The following is an 18,008-nucleotide window of genomic DNA, read 5'->3' on the forward strand; positions in this document are numbered from 1 at the left end:
CCACTTACAGGCGATTCATCTCCCACTTTACACTTCGTAGGAAGTGGAAGTCTTCTCGCCTAAAACGATAAAGAAGGGTACCTTCTGAATTGTATACTTTAACAATCAGAAGGTATCCTTTTTGTGGAACAAGAAAATTGGAGAAACAGAAATTGGGGACAGACGTTCTACTCCGATAAAGTCTAAGGGGTCACTTTACATGAAGTGAGTGTTTTTCCCCAGCTTTTCTAGATTATTTAGCAGTTGTTTTAATCGTAACGTCAATATTGCCGCGTGTGGCTTTTGAATAAGGGCATACTTGATGCGCTTCTTTTGTTAATGCTTCCGCTTCTTCCTGTGAAACACCTTTCACCACGACATCTAACTCCACCTGAATTTTGAAACCACCGTCACTTTCATCCTTTAACAAAGAAACAGCGCCTATTACTTCAGAATCAATGTCTTTCTTTTGTTTTTTTGCAGTCAAATTGAGCGCCCCATCATAGCACGCAGCATATCCAGCAGCAAATAATTGTTCAGGATTAGACCCTTTTTTAGAAGAGCCTGAACCAGGCATCACTAAGTCAAGATCAATGATGCCGTCGTCTGATTTGACATGTCCTTCTCTTCCGCCCTTTGCAGTTGCGTAAGAAGTAAATAATGGCTTCACGAAAACACCTCATCTTTTAGAAAGTTCATTCTCTTTATCTATTCTCTTTTATGTCTCTCCTTAAACATACATAATCCTATCTGTTTTTTTTTGGGGCTGATCACTTGCATACTTATCAAATTCGTCATAAAATTAAATATTATAAAATTTGAGAGCCAGTATGGAAAAGGAGTCTTCATCTATGGAAGAAAATTATCAGAACTACCGCCCATCTGCTGACTTGCTCATAAATGCCTTGGATATGACTGACTCAGGAGTTGCCATCATTGATCCTGAGGGAGAGGACAGACCCATTATTTATGTAAATGATGGATTTCTTAAAATGACAGGTTATCATAAAAAAGAAATTATCGGAAAAAACAGTCGACTATTGCACGGGATGGACACTCCTGCCCAAGCAATTTCAGAAATTGATCAAGCAATAGCAAATAAACAATCTATTTCTTTAGAAATCATTAATTACAAAAAAAACGGGGATAAGTTTTGGAGTGACCTCCGTTTAAACCCGGTATATGTAGAATCCGAAAACAGATATTATTATGTTGCCTTCCAAAGAGATATCACCGATCAAAAGTATAAAGATGAAAAATTAAAGGCAATTGACGTTGAGCTTCAGCTTCTGTCCACCCCTATCGTTCCTATCGTCGACCATGTTTTTGCACTTCCTATCGTAGGGATTGTAAATGAAGAGCGCCTACAGCACATTTTTGACGACGTAACAGAAGCAGTATATTCATCTAACATTGAAACGTTAATTCTCGATTTATCTGGTCTCCACAATTTAAGTGAAGAAATTATTAAAGGCTTATTTACTCTTCATGAGCTGTTAGAATTATTAGGATCAGAGCTGATTATAACTGGCATTTCAGAAGAATTGGCCGATAAAACAAAAATGATCGACCTCGACTTAAATGACTTTCAAACATTTGCAACCATAAAAGAAGCCATCACATATAAACAAAGCACCGAAAAAATTGAATAAAGTTGGAAAAAGCCCATACAATAAAAACAAGGTAGGAGCTGTATCAAAAGCAGGTATAAATTTACTTTAGGTGTCTTGCAGTTGAAAAACATGAAGACTCCTGCGGGAAAAGCAACAGCTGAAGATCCCGCAGTGAGCGGGTTTTGCTCATGAGGAAGCTGAAGCGTTGCCCGTGGAAAGCGGAATGTTTTTCAACTGAGTAACACCTTTTGATACAGCCCCTCAAAAAAAACACATTTATATTCAAAAAAATTTTAAAGACCTTGCATTCTTTTTGGGCACATGATATGATGAAATTGCTATTTTGTCACCTGCAAACATTCAATGTTAGCAGCGTTTAGCAAGATAAGTAATTATTACGTGCCAGCAAGGCACACAGGAGGATCACATGGAACAAGGAACAGTTAAATGGTTTAATGCAGAAAAAGGTTTTGGTTTTATTGAGCGCGAAGGAGCAGACGATGTATTTGTTCACTTCTCCGCTATCCAGGAAGAAGGATTCAAAACATTAGAAGAAGGCCAGCAGGTTAACTTTGAAATCGTTGAAGGCGACCGCGGTCCACAAGCTGCTAACGTAACTAAACAGTAATATCAGACACCAAAAAAATAAAACCCAAAGAACTCTCCAGTCGGAGAGTTCTTTTTAATATAAGCGGCCAATTTCCTAACTGGTTGGAGTTTGCTCATCCATGCTCCGTGTACTTATCCTTTCTTCATTTCATGTTCGCTTTGTTTATACGATTGAAGAGTTTTTAAAAACTCTTCGCCGTACGCTTCCATTTTCTTTGCCCCCACCCCTTTGATTTGCATCATCTCCTCTTCTTTCTGAGGAAGAAAAGCACACATGTCTAGCAATGTTTGATCAGAGAAAATTATATAGGGAGGCACCTGGTTCTTCTTTGCCGTTTCTCTTCTGACGCTTTTTAGCTCTTCAAATAAGGGATGTTCTCTCGTCACATCTTTCGCATGCATCCATTCTTTTCTCTTTACTTCTCTCTGACCTCGGAGTACTTCGGCAGATTTATGGGTAAGCTTCAACACCGGATATGCACCGTCCGGCAAATACAAATATTCATGAGCTAGCAGAAAATCTATAAACTGATATACCTCTTTTTGAGACTTTTCTTTCATTACTCCAAAAGTAGAAAGAGTATGCAGACCTAGCTTTCTTAGTTTTTCGCTAGAGGATCCGGTAAGTACTTGAGCAACTAATGTTTTTCCGTAACGTTCTCTCATTCTCTTTACACACGAAAGTACTTTCTGTGCTTCAATGGTCACATCCGTTTCTTGTCTATCATCTGTACAGGATAAACACATACCGCATGGCTCCGTACTATTCTCCCCAAAGTATGTCAGGATGTAGCGTTGCAGGCAGTCCTCTGTATGGCAATAATTGATCATCTGCCGAAGCTTGTTATATTCTTTTTCTTTGCGTATATGCTCAAGCTGTGATTGTTCAATCAAAAACTGATGGGTTTGAACGTCACCTGGAGAAAAAAGTAAGATACATTCACTTTTTGCTCCATCCCTTCCCGCTCTTCCCGCCTCTTGGTAATATGCTTCGATGTTTCTCGGCATTTGTGCGTGCAGGACAAATCTTACATTTGATTTATTGATGCCCATTCCGAATGCATTCGTTGCAATCATAATATCTGAATCATCGTGCACGAAACGCTCTTGCCCTGCCTCTTTCTCTTCTGTTTCCATTCCCCCATGATATTTTTCAACACGAAGGTTTTCATGTCTCATTTGCTCGTACAGACGTTCCACTTCTTTTCGTGTTGTTGCGTACACGATCCCAGATTGTCCTTTGTGTTTCTTTAAGTAATCAATCAAATATGTATCTTTATGCTGACCTTTTACTACTGAAAAACATAAATTGGTTCGTTTGAATCCTGTTTTTACTTGGTCTTCCCCTTTGATAGTTAATGCCGCACGGATATCATCCGCTACTTGAGGAGTAGCTGTAGCAGTGAGTGCCAACACGCCAACCTTTTCTCCGATAAAACGTAAAAAATCTGGGATATGTAGATAACTGGGACGAAAATCATGTCCCCATTGAGAAATACAATGCGCTTCATCAATCGCTATTAAAGATACCGGTACATCTCTCATTTGATAGCGAAAAAAGGTATTCTCCAGTCGTTCAGGTGCTAAGTATAATAAAGTATATTTACCGTCTTGCAGGTGCTTAAGACGCTGTTGGACTTCATTATTAGATAAGGAGCTGTTTATATAAGTCGCTTGGACTCCTGCTTCTCTTACTTCGTCAACTTGATCTTTCATTAGTGAAATCAACGGTGAAATGACGACGGTTACCCCATCCAGCAGCATCGAAGGAATTTGATAGCACAACGATTTCCCACCACCTGTGGGCATAATACCTAACACTCGTTTTCCCGCCAGTACCTTCTCTATCACTTCTTGCTGGCCTTTCCGAAAGCTAGGATATCCGAAGAGTTCATTTAAAAGTTTTTCTGCCTTTTCAATCAACATGTAGTCCCCCAAAAAACGCAGTACTAATCACTATTATACTCTCCTTCACGAACAACAGGAAGGTTATTCACTTAAAATATAAAAGCGCATATATCCTACTAGTTTCTTTAATTATGAAATGAAATCAGCTCCTTCCAACGTCTTTTTCTCTCTAGAAATAACTAAAACTAAGCAAATAAACCTCTGCCGACGTGTCCTGTCTGCTCAGAGGCTTATTCGCTATGGTGTTTTGATAGCAGAAGTGATGTCACATTCTTTCATTAACCATCAAATTCCACTCCACTATTTAAAATACTTTTTTCGTATTTTGATCCTCTTTTATGATTTCAACTGCTTCTCTGAAGCGTTGAGAATGAACTACTTCACGTTCTCTTAAAAACTTAAGACTATCATTAATCCATGGGTCATCAGACATATTTATGATCCACTGATAGGTGGCACGTGCTTTTTCTTCCGCAGCAATATCTTCATACAAATCCGCAATTGGGTCTCCTTTCGCCTGAACATATGCCGCTGTCCAAGGAGTTCTGTCCGTATTTTCATAAAAGAGACCATTATCATGATCAGTATAACGGCCACCCAAACCAGCCTCTCTCATTTGTTCTCCTGTTAAGTCTTTTGTCAATTTGTATATCATTGTTGCTATCATTTCCAGATGTGCAAATTCCTCTGTTCCAATATCTGTTAATAAGCCTACTACCTTATCTGGTATGGAATAGCGCTGATTCAAATACCGAAGAGCTGCTGACAGCTCCCCATCCGCACCGCCATATTGTTCGATTAGAAATTTTGCAAGCATTGGATTACATTCTTTCACTCGAACCGGATATTGAAGTTTTTTCTCATAAAACCACATTTGCTATGTGCCTCCTCCCCTATATTTGCCATGGCCAAGGTGAGTCGTTCCAGTTCCACGGAGTAGCGCTATAACTGTTACCATATTGCTGTAACGGCCCATAGTACTCTTCTACTCTGAGCTTTAGTTGATGACGGTAATGTGCGAACTCATTAAATTGTTGTATCGCTGCCTGATCATGCGGGTGGGTATCTAAATATAACGTTAATTCAACAAGCACAAAGTCAGTCGCCTGCAATTCTTCTAAAAGCGGATAAAACTCCTCTGGCAGTTGTTTTTGTGTCATTGGTCATCCCCCCGCTCATATGGATTGCTGTAAGGCGAAAATAGAGCCGGCCAAAGCGTTCCATGGTACAATGCTTCTCGCGGCGTGAATTGAGGAAGATGGTAAGGTTGAAATCCAAGGTATAAGTTTGGAGGCGTCTCGTAAGATTTGACTCGAATAGGAGGACAAGGATCAAACGGGCTAATGTAAGGGGTATAATACTTTCTTTGAGTAAATTCTTTCATGCTGATACCTGCCTTTTTCATATTCTCCTTTCTATGTGTATGTCATCATCCCGCCTTTAGAATTTAAGATTCAAATAAACATTTAAAAATCCACTCTCATATGTGTAAAGGGCTCAGTAGCCAGGAGTAGTATGAATTTTACCCTGTATTACTTTCTTTTCCACTTATCTCTTACTTGTTTGACAAGCGATGAACGCAGCAATACATCAAGAGCGATACTAAAAAACAGTCCATAAAGAATGACCCCCAAGATACTTAGACAGACTAGAATAAATTGGGCGATCATCGTATTTGGGTCAAAGTTTGTTTTGCCAAAAAACACCATAGATAAAAGGGCACTATATATTGCTTCCTGGTAACTGCCGATGTCCGGCTCGATGTAATATAAAGGTATAATGGTGATGAAAAGAAAGAAAAAAGATATGGTTACTACCACCACTAGATTCTGTTCTTTTAGGAAGCGAATAAAAGGCATGGTATAATACTTAGTAATCGTTTTTAAGCGTAGAAGATGAAGGATACGAGCCAAACGAGCAAATTGGAAGACTGCATCCAATGGGATGATAGCAACTAATAGAAAAGGGTTCATTTTGATGAATTGCCACTTATTCCCGCTTTTTATAAATCGATATAAAAAATCCATTGTGAATATAGCCCACGTTCCCCATATAAGATAATGATCCATTCCTGTGTCAAACCAAATCGTCCCGACAGATAACGCGGTTAGGAATACCATTATCATTTCATATGTAATATCAGTTTTTCTTCTATTTTTCCCCACGGCTCTGCACTTCTTTCCTAGAAATAATGCTACATGTTCCTATTTTAGCATGTAATCCCATGATGTTAGCCCTTTACAAATTCTTCGAACCCATGTATTATTTTTGTTGTCAAAACTTAAGATATTGCGGTTGTGGCGGAACTGGCAGACGCGCACGGTTCAGGTCCGTGTGGGCTTCATTGCCCTTGGAGGTTCGAATCCTCTCAGCCGCACCATCATGCTTATATAGAATAAGCTGGGCGGGAGACTTTTCTTTACACCCAGTTTTTTTATGTATTATTAACGCTCCAGATGAGTACACTGCCTTTTGTGTTACACATATATAACTCAGGAATGAAAAGAGTTATTGTTACTCTTCCTTCTCACATTGAAGGTTGCAAAGAAATTATAAAAAACCTCCGAACGCCCAGTTCGGAGGTTTTTCGTAATATATTATTTAATTATTCGACGCTGCTACTCGTTTGCGTTTTGGCAAGACATTACTAGCAACGTAATAATGGAAAAAGTATTCTCCGACTGCAATGATAAGAGCGGCAATGAATGAGGCCGTCGCAAGTGTTCCAACGTTTCCCGTCCAAATCATTCCCATTAAGAAAATGATTAGGAACGTTAAAACAAAGTCAGATGCTGTGGCTATCATATTTCTCTTTTTTGGTAAAATCGAAAGGTCTCCTGCAAAATAAGAAACAGCACCGAGAACAACAGTAATGAGAAAGACGGTTCCGAAAGATAGTAAATCAAACCCTACACTTAATATTAACCACAGGACGGCCAATGTCATAATACCTTTTATGGCTAATGCTTTTAGATGTGCCATTTTTGAACCTCCTCATTTTGTTGATATTTTATTCTTCACTTGGCTTCACCGGATGTTCTTCACGTAAGATATTATTCTTCAGATAGTTGTGAAAGAAATACTCTCCCACCGTAATAACACCTGCCGAAATAAAAGCAGCGCCGCCAAGAAATCTCGTTGCTTCCACCCAAATCCATCCTAACAAAAACAAAGCCACGAATAAGAACGCAAAATCTGCCATTGTGACAATTGAATTTTTTGTTTTGGGAAGGAGAGCAAGATCTCCAACAGCATAGGAGATGGCCCCTAAAATAATAGTTATTAAGAGTACTTGACCGAAATTCAATAAGCCAAAAATCCCGCTAAAAACAACCCAGAGTACTAGTAGAGTCATTATTCCTTTCATCGCAAGAGCCTTAAGGTGTTCCATACGGAAACCTCCTTTCTTGGAAGTAATTCTAGTGTTGAATTTCAGTTCCTCATCATTTCTAGTTCCCGGTTGTAGTTATTGCGATTCCCTGTGTGCTTTCTATCGTAAACCTCTTTTCACTTTCAATCTTATTACGCTCCTTTGGTGTTTCCCTATGCTAAAGATACTGTTTTATTCCAAAAAAAGGCCATATGTGATTCTGTTGTCAAAAGCCCCCAGAGTCAATACTCCTTGAAACTATTTTCAAAAAAGGTAACATACAAGGAACAGAACGTAATGAAACGAAGAAAATTTCCATCATTAACGAAAAAGGATTATTAGGACTTTCAAAGAATTCATTTGTTGGAGCAGGTATTGCAGCATAAATAAGCCACAAAAGAAAGAAACGCTGAAAAAAGAAGGAAAAGGAGCAAATACATGAATGAACAAATACTGGCAGACTGGCTCAAAAACTCCCAATATACTGTCATAATGAGTGGTGCCGGAATGTCAACAGAAAGCGGCTTGCCTGATTTTCGTTCGCAAAACGGCCTCTGGAAAGAGAAAGACCCTTCCCGTCTAGCTAGTATTGAAGCAATGAAATATCATCACGACGATTTTCTATCCTTTTATCGCTACCGTCTACAAGAGTTGGAAAAGGTAAAGCCAAACGCCGGACATAGGTTGTTAGCTGAATGGGAAAACCAAGGAATCATCAAAAGTGTCATTACGCAAAACGTAGATGGCCTCCATCAAAAAGCAGGAAGTAAAAATATTGCTGAATTACACGGCGCTATCCATAAAATAAAGTGTCATCAATGCAGCACGTTCCATGAAAAAGAGAGATTTTTTGAAGGGACCGCCCTATGCCCCAATTGCGGCGGTTTCTTGCGTCCGAATGTCATCCTGTTTGGTGAAATGCTTCCTCAACAGGCACTTCTCTTTTCAGAAAAGGAAGCCACTCATGCGGAACTATTCATTGTGCTAGGTTCTAGTCTATCGGTAACTCCTGCGGCTACTTTACCTTTATTGGCTAAACAAAATAATGCCAAGTTAGTGATTATCAATCGAACAGAAACAGAGCTCGATGGGATTGCCGATCTTCTCATTCACGAGAAAACAATAGGTGAGGTTCTGAGCGAGACTGCCATTTACCTTAATAATTAAATGAGATGGACAGTCACAGAGAGAGCCTGCATACAGTGTACCGTTGACCCGGCCCTTTCGTTAAATTATATTAACAGTAGTATGATCATCCTACTGAGGAGTGTTAGCGATGACTGAACCCCTTGACTCGTTAGATTATGCAAAAAATCTAGATAAAAAAGACACGCTTAGACATTTCCGGAGTGAGTTTTATATCCCGTCAAACACCATTTATTTAGATGGGAATTCACTAGGCCTATTATCGAAACGAGCTGAACATTCATTACAAGAAGTATTACATTCATGGAAGACACTTGGCATTGATGGCTGGACGCAGGGAGAGCACCCGTGGTACTATCTGTCGGAAACGTTAGGTGAGATGAGCGCCTCTCTCGTTGGCGCAGAACCCAATGAAGTCATTGTCACTGGTTCCACTACCACGAACCTGCACCAAATCCTATCTACCTTTTATCAACCTGAAGGCCATAAGAATAAAATATTAGCAGATGAACTAAACTTTCCTTCTGACATCTACGCACTAAAAAGTCAACTACAGCTACATGGCCTCCAACCTGAAACACATTTAGTGCAGGTAAAAAGCCGTGATGGTCATACGTTGCATGAAGATGATATTGTATCTGCCATGACAGAAGATATTGCATTCATTGTCCTTCCAAGCGTCTTATACAGAAGCGGTCAAATTCTTGATATGGAATACTTAACGAGAGAAGCGCACAAGCGCGATATTTTAATTGCTTTCGATTTATGCCACTCCATAGGAGCTGTTCCCCACTGCCTTAGCAAATGGAATGTTGATTTTGCATTTTGGTGCAATTATAAGCATTTAAATGGAGGGCCGGGCTCGGTTGCATCTTTATATGTAAATCAAAAACATTTCAATACTTCTCCTGGTCTTGCCGGTTGGTTCGGATCAGACAAGAACAAACAGTTTGATATGGAGCACACTATGTTTCCTGCTTCTGACGCAGGTGCTTATCAAATAGGAACCCCTCATCTGCTGAGCGCCGCTCCTTTATATGGCTCATTAAGTATGTTTAATGAGGCGGGGATCGAGAATATTCGAGCAAAGTCACTAAAAATGACCGAATATTTCATGGAACTTATCGACAAACAGTTACATTTTTATGATTTTCAAATAGCGAATCCTCAAGTGAATGAGAAACGAGGAGCTCACATCTATCTAGAACACCCTGAAGCCGCCCGTATCTGTAAAGCTTTAAAAGCAAACCATGTCATCCCAGATTTCAGGTCGCCCCATGGAATTCGATTAGCACCGGTTCCTTTATATAACACCTATGAAGAAATTTGGAAAACCGTCCAGTTATTGAAACGTATCATGGATGAAAAATTATACAAGAAGTTTTCTAACAAACGTGATGTTATCGCATGAGAAAAAAATGTCCCTACTCTGATAGGAGGAGAAGTCCTATGTCAAAGCCAATATCTGAGCTCTTAAAAGCTTTAGAAAGGGAAAAAGGGATTCATACGGATTTTAAAGAAAATATGACATATGGTGATTACTTAAATTTAGATGATATTTTATCCAGCCAACAACGTCTCTCCAATCATCATGATGAAATGCTTTTTATTATTATTCATCAAGTGAGTGAACTGTGGATGAAGCTTATCCTTCACGAACTAACAGCTTCTATTAAATCAATTGAGGATGGAGATCTACAGCCAGCTTTTAAAATGTTAGCCCGTGTAAGTAAAATACAATCACAAATCATTCAAGCATGGGATGTGTTATCAACATTAACTCCTGCTGAGTATTTAGAATTTCGAGATAAGCTCGGCCAAGCTTCCGGTTTTCAATCTTATCAATATCGATTAATTGAATTTGCTTTAGGTTACAAATCGAGTCATATCTTAAAAATATATAAAAATAATGAAGACGTATATCGCATGTTAAAAGCCGCTTACCAGGCGCCCAGTATTTATGATGTGTCGATCAAGGCTTTATCCCGTGCCGGCCTTTCGATAAACCCGCGTTTAATTAATAGGGATTACTCTAAAACATATAGTGGTGATCCATCGGTTGCACAGGCGTGGAAGGAAGTATATTTACAGGTCGACAAATATTGGGAGTTATATCAATTAGCAGAGAAACTAGTCGATATTGAAGATTGGCTGCAACAATGGCGCTTTCGTCATATGAAAACAGTTGAACGTATTATTGGTTTTAAGACAGGTACTGGTGGTTCCTCTGGAGTTAATTATTTAAGACAAGTCCTCGACCATCGATTTTTCCCAGAGTTATGGGACTTGCGCACGCAGTTGTGAACGCATAACGGGAAGAGAACATACGTAAGACTAGCGTCTGTTATGTTACCTTCCTTCGTTACATAAATGTTCGGAAATTAAAGAAACAGTGGGGTGATTTACACATGAATGAGTCTAGAGAACAATGGTCCTCCAAACTTGGTTTCATCTTAGCATCAGCTGGTGCAGCTGTGGGACTAGGAGCTATTTGGAAATTCCCGTACGTCACTGGAATGAGTGGCGGTGGTGCCTTTTTCCTGATCTTTATTCTATTCACTCTTTTAATTGGGTTGCCGTTACTCATTGCTGAATTTATCATTGGCAGAGGTTCTGGTGAAGAAGCCATTTCGGCTTACAAAAAACTTGCCCCTAACAGTTTATGGGTGTGGGTGGGCAGATTCGGAGTGATTGGCTGCTTCCTATTGCTTTCTTTTTATAGTGTAGTCGGAGGATGGGTATTAATATACAGTGGTATATCAGTCACGGGACAAGTTATAAGCCATAACGCTGACTATGAAACTATTTTTGAAACGATAACAGGTACGCCCCTTATTACGATAATTGGTTTGGCAGCTTTCACACTCATTAACATACTTGTTGTGTCTGCCGGTGTCCAAAATGGTATCGAGAAAGCAAACAAGTATATGATGCCGCTTTTATTTTTGTTTTTTCTAATCATCGTGATCCGTTCACTAACTCTCGAAGGAGCTATGGAAGGAGTCACATTTTTTCTTGCTCCTGATTTTTCTAAAATCACAGGGGAATCTTTATTATACGCTTTAGGACAATCGTTTTTTTCACTAGCTGTTGGTTTTTCATGCCTGGTCACTTACAGTTCCTACCTGAAGAAAAACGTCAATATCGTATCTTCGGCGGGATCTGTTGTGAGTATGAATATTTTTATCTCTTTGTTAGCAGGTCTGGCAATTTTTCCTGTTGTGTTTGCATTTGGCTATGAACCTACAGAAGGGCCGGGTTTGCTGTTTATGGTCTTACCATCGGTGTTTTCTGAAATCCCGCTCGGGGAAGTATTTCTTAGTCTATTCCTATTTCTGTTCTTGTTTGCCACATTAACTTCTTCCTTTAGCTTGTATGAAATCATTGTAGCCGCTTTTACAAAGAACAGTCAAAAGTCTCGGAAAACGGTAACCTGGATCGCTGGCATCGTTATCTTCGTTGCAGCTATTCCATCAGCATTATCTTCTAGTACTCTTTCAGAGTTCTCCATTTTTGGAAAAAGTGTTTTTGACGCCACAGATTTTCTCGTTAGTAATATTATGTTACCAGTTGGAAGCCTGCTTATCTCTCTTTTTATCGTACATAAGATGAACAGGGTTATTGTTAAAGAAGAATTTCAATTAACTCATTCCTCTCCAGCGACGTATAACGTGTGGAGACTACTGATGACCTGGTTCGTTCCACTAACTATAATAGTCGTCTTTCTGAATACGATTGGACTATTTTAAGGAGGTATTATGAAGAACTCTAGTTGGATCGACATATCTCAACCTCTGACAAACAGCATGGGGCACTGGCCACAAGATACCCCTTTTTCGTATCGATTGACTTATACAAAAGAACAAACAGGTTCCGTAAACATTGGGCGTATTACAACAAGCCTTCATACAGGTACACACGCTGACGCTCCTTTTCATTTTGACGATGATGGGGAGCGTATTCATGAGTTGGACATTAATGTGTATATCGGCGAAGCGCGTGTGATCGATGTATCGCAGTATAGTAGCATTGGAAAAAAAGAACTTGAGGAAATAGACGTAAGAGGAGTGCAAAGACTCCTTCTACGTACAACCACATCGACAAATCCAGAAGTTTTTCCTGATGAAATAACTTTTTTGCGAAAAGATTTAGGTCCATTTTTAAAAGAGAAAAATATTTTCCTTGTTGGCGTCGATGTTCCTTCAGTTGATCCATTAACGAGTAAAACGGTGGAAGCTCACCATTCTCTCCATAAAAATGGCGTCCATATTTTAGAAAACCTAGTACTATCAGATATAGAACCAGGGAACTATGAGTTAATTGCTTTGCCCCTTCCCATCCAACAAGCTGATGGGAGTCCTGTACGGGCTGTCATACGTCCTCTTCAAAAGAGTAATAGATAACAAATATGCAAAAACGGTTCTCTGTCAATTAAGATTTTTGATCGATTGAAGAAGAAAATATGATGGGTACAAGAGGTAAGAATGGCTCAAATTTAACCATAAAGCAGAGAAAAATGCGAGACTCCTGCGGAAAAACGGGCGTTCGAGACCCCGCAACGGTCTTTGTGATGAGGCTCGGGCGTTCGTCCGCGGAAAGCGAGTATTTTTCTCTGCGTCTTATGTATATCCTATTGTTAATGAAGAGCCTTTTGAAAAGGAGAAGGCATCGTGAAATCACACCAGGCCATAAGACATACGTTTTGTGACCTTAACATCTACGTGCTTGTCTTTATACCCGATAGCTCTGTGATAAAATGATCTTGTACTCTTTTCCTTTCCTTTAACCTTTTAGCTCGCAAGTTTAGGCTCTCAAAAGAGAGGGGAATGAGCGTATTTTTTTGGCTTCTTTAGAAGCCTTGTTAGAATGGAAAGCACTACCACATTTAGTATAGAGCCAAAAAACCTGCGGTCCTGACCGCAGGTTTTCTCTTATAAACTGTCTAACAGAATGAGTCATTTTGTTTAGGCACAGAGAGTCCAAATATAGGACGTAAAAACAACGCCAAAAATGTCCCTGCCATCGCAAGAATGCCCCAAATGTAACCATGGAGGCTAAAGGAGGCAATTCCTCCAAAATAGGCGCCAATGTTGCAGCCAAAAGCAAGTCTAGCTCCATAGCCCATTAAAAGACCACCGATTACTGAGGCCGCTGCGTTTCTTGCTGTGATTTTTCTCATTCGGAACAAGCCCCCAGCGGCAGACGCAAGGAATGCTCCTATAATGACCCCAATATTTAAAACACTTGTAGTATCAGCAAATATAGAAGCTTGTAATGCTTCTTGGTTCTCTTGCCAATATCCCCAGCTTGAAGCATCAATACCTATGAATTCAGCGGCTTTAGAACCCCAGAGTGCGAATGCTGAAGTAATTCCCCACGGAGTTCCACGCGTCATTAACGTGATGGCATTTAATAGAGCAAGTACTATACCTGCTGTGATTAATGGCCACGAGCCTCTAAATATTCTCTTCCAGCCTTTCTCTGTTGGAAGACTTGCCAGTTTAGGTGGGTTCTTTTTCTTTTCGACTCGCAGGGTATACAAAATAATAAGACCAAAAAATAAAATAGAAACAGCCCAAGCACCAAAATAACCTAACCCTGTTGATGTAGCTAATGAAATAGCGCCAAACGAAGGCATGTCGTTTGTCCAAAAGTCAAGATGATATGCGCCTACTGTTGCCCCGATTATAAAGAAAATCAAGGTAATAAACATGACAGCACGCCCTTCACCAATCGCGTAAAGTGTTCCGGACGCACAGCCATTACCGAGTTGCATACCGATACCGAATAAAAATGCGCCAACAACGAGACTAACCCCTACAGGTGAAACATATCCAGCGGCTTCTCCGCCAAAGAAAGTAAACCCAGTTGCAAGTATGGGAGCGAAAAGAGTAACAGCTACTGCAAGCATGATCATATGAGCGCGTAAAGCTTGTCCATTTCCAACCGCAGCAAAGCGGCGAAACGCCGAAGTAAACCCAAAACGAGCATGGAATAATGTGTAACCTAAAGCAACTCCGATGACGAGCAAAATAGGTTGAACAATCACCTGAGTCGCTATCAAATATATTAGTAAGACCACAGATATCAGAATACCTCCATAAATGAGAGGCAGTTGTGGTTTATTTAATTCTAATGCTTTCTTTTCTTCTGCAGGTTGTTCCAATGTAGATTGTACGTGTGCTTCCATCTATATTCACCTCAAACCTACCATCTTAGTTGGTTTTCTTGTTAGTGAATATATAATACTACCTATGCCTATTTTGGTCAATCTAATTTTTTGATGGATTTACGTGACTTCGATACAAATGGGTTATCCTTTTCCCAGAAACGCCACGGATAATCTTTTGCTTCTCCTGAATTATCAATACCTATTCGAGGCCCGCTAAGTATTTCATCAACTTTTTCTCCTTTGGCGATATAAAGCGGCTTCTCAAAAAGAGGCCTGCCATAATCCGACTTATTAATCCCGAGCGCTTTCGTTAATTTACCAGGTCCGCTAGTTAGTTCAGTCTTCTTTTTATTTCCTCGCCTTTCATACATTAAGTCGATACCTACCACTGGTTCTACTGCCCGAATTAAGACTGCTTGCGGAAGCCCTTCTTGTTCACAAACGACATTAACGAGTGCATGAGTATGCATCTCATAAATATATGCATATCCTGGTTTTCCAAACATAATTTCGGTTCGTTTCGTTCTTCTATACCCAAAACTATGAGCAGCTTGGTCATCAGGACCTTGATAGGCTTCCGTTTCAACAATTCTTCCTGCGGCTATTCCTTCCTCAGTCTCTTTTACCAAAATTTGGCCAAGCAGGCGTTTTGCCATGTCCAACGTACGCTTTTGAAAAAAGGATGGAGGTACAGGTCTCATTTTTATCACCACTCCTCTCTCCTATATTTTACATTGTTTTTTCTTTATTAATCACTTCACTGTAATTGAACCTAATCACTTCATCATATAATGAGTAGATGACATGAATTTAAAGGCAGGTTGATAATATGGCAATGAAGCCTCCTCTACTTGAGGCGGGAGATACTGTTGGAATTGTTACTCTAGGCAGTCCTATTAACCCTTCTGTAGCAAATGCAAGGATTGAAACACTACAGAGTATGGGGTTACATGTAGTATTAGGGGATTCCGTCTATGGTCATGACGGCTTCCTAGCTGGGTCTAACGAGGAGAGAGCTCGTGATTTCATGCGTATGATTATTGACGATGACATTGACATGATTCTTCCTTCACGTGGTGGCGTAGGTGTTGCAGGCATCTTGCCATATCTTGACTACCCAACAATCCAAGACAATCCTAAAGTTATAACTGGTTATAGTGATATCACAGTATTACTAAATGCGCTGTATCAATTCAGTAATCTTGTAACTTTCCAGAGCCTCATGCTGATCGACTTTCGTTTTTCTACTCCTGCTTTTAATTTTGATCAGTTTTTTAAGAATGTCTCTACCTTAGAAGCACCTCGTCTAATAGAAAATCCTCCCGGCATTCCCCTTGTTGGTCAAGTACCTGGAAATGTGACCGCTCCTATAGTTGGAGGTAATTTGACTTCCTTTATTGGCACTCTCGGCACTCCGTTCGAGATAGATACAAGGGGGAAAATTCTTCTTTTAGAGGAAACAAATGAGCCTGTCAATACGGTATATCGCTACTTAAATCAGTTGCACATGGCGGGAAAATTTGATGATTGTGCAGGTATTGTTATGGGAGAATGTAGTGGTTGTTCGATGGCTTACGGCGTCTCCTATGAAGAGCTCATTGATGATTTCTTAGTCCCCCTTGGAAAACCTTTAATAACAGGTCTTTCTACAGCCCATGGACTTTTCAAAACAACGGTACCTATTGGATCTCAAGTCCAATTGAATGCTTCCGAAGCACAGCTGGTTATTCTCGAACCAACAGTTATGTATTAATATAGGAATCTTATCCTATCCGACCTTTCTCTAAACTTTTTTTAAGAAGTTTATGATTCCTTGAAATTGGTTAAGATGCTAGTGAGAGAAAGGAGGAATGCAAATTTATGAAAATTCAAATTCCATCTATTATTTTGGCATTCTTTGTATCTATGACGCTAGCAGGGTGTGGAGCTGGCGATGAGGAAAAAGAAACTGCAGACCCACCACAAGAAGAAAATGTAGCAGACATACCTGACGATAGTGAAGTTGATGAATCAGATCAAGAGAACATACAAGAAGGTGAGAGTCCAGACACCGTCGACAATGACAATACGTCAGGTGAGGAAAATTCAAATGGAGACAACATGGTAACAGTCTCTATGATGAATGGAGATGAAGAAGAAATTGGCATGGCTGAAGTTTCCGAAACGGAGGAAGGAGTCACCATCCAATTAGAAGCTTCCAATTTACCAGAAGATAGTGAGCACGGTTTTCACATTCATGAGACAGGTGCGTGTGAAGCTCCTGATTTCAAATCTGCCGGAGGTCATTTTAATCCAGAAGACACCGAGCATGGGACAGAAAGTGACGGAGGACCTCATGCTGGAGACTTACCAAACATCACCACTGATGAGAACGGGGAAGTGTCAGAAGAAATCGTAAATGATAAGGTTACTTTAATGGAAGGGGAGGACAACTCCCTACTGAAGGAAGATGGTACAGCCTTAGTCATCCATGCGGGAGCTGATGATCATCAATCCCAGCCTTCTGGTGACGCAGGTGACCGTATCGCTTGCGGGGTTATTGAAAAGTAATTATTTACGAGTCAGCGGGGATATTCCGCTGACTTTTTTATTAGCTAAGTATCATTGGAGAAATGTCCATCTTCAGGCGCCATCGGCTCGAGGTCGCTTCAACCCACCCTTCCGCGGCAAATCCGCCTCAGCCCCACACGACGTGGGTCAGTTCGACGTTGTCACAGGACGTGACGTTCTTAGTCGAACATCTTCTCCAGCGCTTGTCGCCGATAAGCGGGCGCCTTACGCTTTTCTTTATAAATCGTCAAAAAAGACATCAATCGGCTCCCCGGTTTTGGGATTGGATAGAACATAAACATTCACTTGACGCTCTTCATCATTTTTTTCAATGGACATGGTGTAATTGAATTGCTCTCTACTATCAGTTATAGAATGTTTGCCTACATAGGAAAATCCAACAAGATGATAGTCCGGGAATTCCTCCTTCGTTTGCTTTGCCGCTAACTCTCCCCACTCTGCTTGTTCAGACTTCGCATCTCCATCATATGTTGGAACTCCAAGTGAGATCCATAAGAGGAACAATATCCTCACTACAGAACGGGTCCGCTTCACAAATATCTCTCCTTCCTGCTTTTCGTTTATCTTTTTACATGACGAGATCATTTATTCATTCGTATAAGAAGCATTAGGTAGAAAATACTAATAGACAAAAAGGAGA

Annotated in this window: 20 protein-coding genes and 1 tRNA gene; 10 read left to right on the plus strand and 11 right to left on the minus strand. The window is 40.2% G+C overall.

All coding sequences use genetic code 11. The annotated features are described in order from the left end of the window. Nucleotides 1–232: 232 nt before the first annotated feature. Complete coding sequence (locus BM095_RS11410) at nt 233–649, minus strand: organic hydroperoxide resistance protein (RefSeq protein WP_091661818.1); 417 nt, start codon at nt 647–649, stop codon at nt 233–235. 181 nt (nt 650–830) lie between these two features. Between BM095_RS11410 and BM095_RS11415 the strand changes: the two genes are divergently transcribed. Beyond that, nucleotides 831–1,631, plus strand: a complete 801-nt coding sequence (locus tag BM095_RS11415; RefSeq protein WP_177194792.1) for a PAS domain-containing protein — start codon at nt 831–833, stop codon at nt 1,629–1,631. A 388-nt stretch (nt 1,632–2,019) separates the two neighbouring features. Continuing rightward, on the plus strand, nt 2,020–2,220 hold the full coding sequence (locus BM095_RS11420) for a cold-shock protein (protein ID WP_091586007.1): 201 nt from the start codon (nt 2,020–2,022) through the stop codon (nt 2,218–2,220). A 113-nt stretch (nt 2,221–2,333) separates the two neighbouring features. On the opposite strand, the gene recQ is transcribed toward BM095_RS11420, so the two are convergent. The 5 genes from recQ to BM095_RS11445 all read right to left on the minus strand — a co-directional run bounded on the left by recQ (nt 2,334) and on the right by BM095_RS11445 (nt 6,274). After that, the gene (gene recQ, locus BM095_RS11425) at nt 2,334–4,127 is read right to left on the minus strand and encodes a DNA helicase RecQ (protein WP_091661821.1); all 1,794 of its coding nucleotides are present in this window, start codon (nt 4,125–4,127) and stop codon (nt 2,334–2,336) included. 286 nt (nt 4,128–4,413) lie between these two features. Next, the gene (locus BM095_RS11430; protein WP_091661823.1) at nt 4,414–4,983 is read right to left on the minus strand and encodes a manganese catalase family protein; all 570 of its coding nucleotides are present in this window, start codon (nt 4,981–4,983) and stop codon (nt 4,414–4,416) included. Nucleotides 4,984–5,002: 19 nt separating this feature from the next. Then, nucleotides 5,003–5,269 (minus strand): spore coat protein CotJB, encoded by a 267-nt coding sequence (locus BM095_RS11435; protein WP_091661826.1) that lies wholly within the window; start codon nt 5,267–5,269, stop codon nt 5,003–5,005. Next, nucleotides 5,266–5,514, minus strand: coding sequence for a spore coat associated protein CotJA (locus tag BM095_RS11440; protein ID WP_245757886.1), 249 nt, complete (start codon nt 5,512–5,514; stop codon nt 5,266–5,268). Before BM095_RS11440 ends, BM095_RS11435 begins: the two co-directional genes overlap by 4 nt. A 127-nt stretch (nt 5,515–5,641) precedes the next feature. Then, nucleotides 5,642–6,274 carry a hypothetical protein gene (locus BM095_RS11445; RefSeq protein WP_245757887.1) on the minus strand — a complete coding sequence of 211 codons (633 nt, stop codon included), beginning with the start codon at nt 6,272–6,274 and terminating at the stop codon, nt 5,642–5,644. Between the two features lie 126 nt (nt 6,275–6,400). On the opposite strand from BM095_RS11445, the gene BM095_RS11450 reads away from it, so the two are divergent. Continuing rightward, nucleotides 6,401–6,489: transfer RNA gene (locus BM095_RS11450), tRNA-Leu, on the plus strand. Nucleotides 6,490–6,710: 221 nt separating this feature from the next. Here the strand turns inward: BM095_RS11450 and BM095_RS11455 are convergent. Both BM095_RS11455 and BM095_RS11460 read right to left on the minus strand, forming a co-directional pair. Then, entirely contained in the window at nt 6,711–7,091 is a 381-nt protein-coding gene (locus tag BM095_RS11455) for a DUF2512 family protein (RefSeq protein WP_091661829.1), read from the minus strand. 28 nt (nt 7,092–7,119) lie between these two features. Next, nucleotides 7,120–7,500: a DUF2512 family protein gene (locus BM095_RS11460; RefSeq protein WP_091661831.1), complete on the minus strand. Its 381-nt coding sequence runs from the start codon at nt 7,498–7,500 to the stop codon at nt 7,120–7,122. A gap of 417 nt (nt 7,501–7,917) precedes the next feature. Here BM095_RS11460 and BM095_RS11465 point away from each other — a divergent pair, with 417 nt between their 5' ends. The 5 genes from BM095_RS11465 to kynB all read left to right on the plus strand — a co-directional run bounded on the left by BM095_RS11465 (nt 7,918) and on the right by kynB (nt 13,028). Continuing rightward, nucleotides 7,918–8,646, plus strand: a complete 729-nt coding sequence (locus tag BM095_RS11465; protein WP_245757888.1) for an NAD-dependent protein deacylase — start codon at nt 7,918–7,920, stop codon at nt 8,644–8,646. A 109-nt stretch (nt 8,647–8,755) separates the two neighbouring features. Beyond that, a complete protein-coding gene (kynU, locus tag BM095_RS11470; protein ID WP_091661834.1) occupies nt 8,756–10,036 on the plus strand; it encodes a kynureninase in 1,281 nt (426 codons plus the stop codon). 38 nt (nt 10,037–10,074) lie between these two features. After that, a complete protein-coding gene (gene kynA / locus BM095_RS11475; protein WP_091661836.1) occupies nt 10,075–10,929 on the plus strand; it encodes a tryptophan 2,3-dioxygenase in 855 nt (284 codons plus the stop codon). A 104-nt stretch (nt 10,930–11,033) separates the two neighbouring features. Beyond that, on the plus strand, nt 11,034–12,374 hold the full coding sequence (locus BM095_RS11480) for a sodium-dependent transporter (RefSeq protein ID WP_091661839.1): 1,341 nt from the start codon (nt 11,034–11,036) through the stop codon (nt 12,372–12,374). 9 nt (nt 12,375–12,383) lie between these two features. Beyond that, the gene (gene kynB / locus BM095_RS11485; RefSeq protein WP_091661841.1) at nt 12,384–13,028 is read left to right on the plus strand and encodes an arylformamidase; all 645 of its coding nucleotides are present in this window, start codon (nt 12,384–12,386) and stop codon (nt 13,026–13,028) included. A 539-nt stretch (nt 13,029–13,567) separates the two neighbouring features. Here kynB and BM095_RS11495 read toward each other — a convergent pair. Continuing rightward, nucleotides 13,568–14,815 (minus strand): YeeE/YedE family protein, encoded by a 1,248-nt coding sequence (locus BM095_RS11495; RefSeq protein ID WP_091661847.1) that lies wholly within the window; start codon nt 14,813–14,815, stop codon nt 13,568–13,570. 77 nt (nt 14,816–14,892) lie between these two features. Beyond that, a complete protein-coding gene (locus BM095_RS11500) occupies nt 14,893–15,498 on the minus strand; it encodes a DNA-3-methyladenine glycosylase (protein ID WP_091662482.1) in 606 nt (201 codons plus the stop codon). Between the two features lie 128 nt (nt 15,499–15,626). On the opposite strand from BM095_RS11500, the gene BM095_RS11505 reads away from it, so the two are divergent. Together BM095_RS11505 and BM095_RS11510 are read left to right on the plus strand one after the other, a co-directional pair. Next, nucleotides 15,627–16,550, plus strand: a complete 924-nt coding sequence (locus BM095_RS11505) for a S66 peptidase family protein (protein ID WP_091661850.1) — start codon at nt 15,627–15,629, stop codon at nt 16,548–16,550. A gap of 107 nt (nt 16,551–16,657) precedes the next feature. Further along, nucleotides 16,658–17,347 (plus strand): superoxide dismutase family protein, encoded by a 690-nt coding sequence (locus tag BM095_RS11510; protein ID WP_177194793.1) that lies wholly within the window; start codon nt 16,658–16,660, stop codon nt 17,345–17,347. Between the two features lie 237 nt (nt 17,348–17,584). Here BM095_RS11510 and BM095_RS11515 read toward each other — a convergent pair whose 3' ends face one another. After that, nucleotides 17,585–17,902, minus strand: a complete 318-nt coding sequence (locus BM095_RS11515; protein WP_091661853.1) for a DUF3889 domain-containing protein — start codon at nt 17,900–17,902, stop codon at nt 17,585–17,587. Nucleotides 17,903–18,008 lie beyond the last annotated feature (106 nt).

It is taken from the genome of Alteribacillus iranensis (assembly GCF_900113025.1).
In the GTDB taxonomy this organism is placed as follows: domain Bacteria; phylum Bacillota; class Bacilli; order Bacillales; family Marinococcaceae; genus Alteribacillus_A; species Alteribacillus_A iranensis.

What these genes read in the sequence shown, in the direction of transcription:
- BM095_RS11415 (WP_177194792.1), top strand. Translation starts at nt 831, where the DNA reads ATGGAAGAAAATTATCAGAACTACCGCCCATCTGCTGACTTGCTCATA.
- BM095_RS11420 (WP_091586007.1), top strand. Translation starts at nt 2,020, where the DNA reads ATGGAACAAGGAACAGTTAAATGGTTTAATGCAGAAAAAGGTTTTGGT.
- recQ (WP_091661821.1), bottom strand. Translation starts at nt 4,127, where the DNA reads ATGTTGATTGAAAAGGCAGAAAAACTTTTAAATGAACTCTTCGGATAT.
- BM095_RS11430 (WP_091661823.1), bottom strand. Translation starts at nt 4,983, where the DNA reads ATGTGGTTTTATGAGAAAAAACTTCAATATCCGGTTCGAGTGAAAGAA.
- BM095_RS11435 (WP_091661826.1), bottom strand. Translation starts at nt 5,269, where the DNA reads ATGACACAAAAACAACTGCCAGAGGAGTTTTATCCGCTTTTAGAAGAA.
- BM095_RS11440 (WP_245757886.1), bottom strand. Translation starts at nt 5,514, where the DNA reads ATGAAAAAGGCAGGTATCAGCATGAAAGAATTTACTCAAAGAAAGTAT.
- BM095_RS11455 (WP_091661829.1), bottom strand. Translation starts at nt 7,091, where the DNA reads ATGGCACATCTAAAAGCATTAGCCATAAAAGGTATTATGACATTGGCC.
- BM095_RS11460 (WP_091661831.1), bottom strand. Translation starts at nt 7,500, where the DNA reads ATGGAACACCTTAAGGCTCTTGCGATGAAAGGAATAATGACTCTACTA.
- BM095_RS11465 (WP_245757888.1), top strand. Translation starts at nt 7,918, where the DNA reads ATGAATGAACAAATACTGGCAGACTGGCTCAAAAACTCCCAATATACT.
- kynU (WP_091661834.1), top strand. Translation starts at nt 8,756, where the DNA reads ATGACTGAACCCCTTGACTCGTTAGATTATGCAAAAAATCTAGATAAA.
- kynA (WP_091661836.1), top strand. Translation starts at nt 10,075, where the DNA reads ATGTCAAAGCCAATATCTGAGCTCTTAAAAGCTTTAGAAAGGGAAAAA.
- BM095_RS11480 (WP_091661839.1), top strand. Translation starts at nt 11,034, where the DNA reads ATGAATGAGTCTAGAGAACAATGGTCCTCCAAACTTGGTTTCATCTTA.
- kynB (WP_091661841.1), top strand. Translation starts at nt 12,384, where the DNA reads ATGAAGAACTCTAGTTGGATCGACATATCTCAACCTCTGACAAACAGC.
- BM095_RS11495 (WP_091661847.1), bottom strand. Translation starts at nt 14,815, where the DNA reads ATGGAAGCACACGTACAATCTACATTGGAACAACCTGCAGAAGAAAAG.
- BM095_RS11500 (WP_091662482.1), bottom strand. Translation starts at nt 15,498, where the DNA reads ATGAGACCTGTACCTCCATCCTTTTTTCAAAAGCGTACGTTGGACATG.
- BM095_RS11505 (WP_091661850.1), top strand. Translation starts at nt 15,627, where the DNA reads ATGGCAATGAAGCCTCCTCTACTTGAGGCGGGAGATACTGTTGGAATT.
- BM095_RS11510 (WP_177194793.1), top strand. Translation starts at nt 16,658, where the DNA reads ATGAAAATTCAAATTCCATCTATTATTTTGGCATTCTTTGTATCTATG.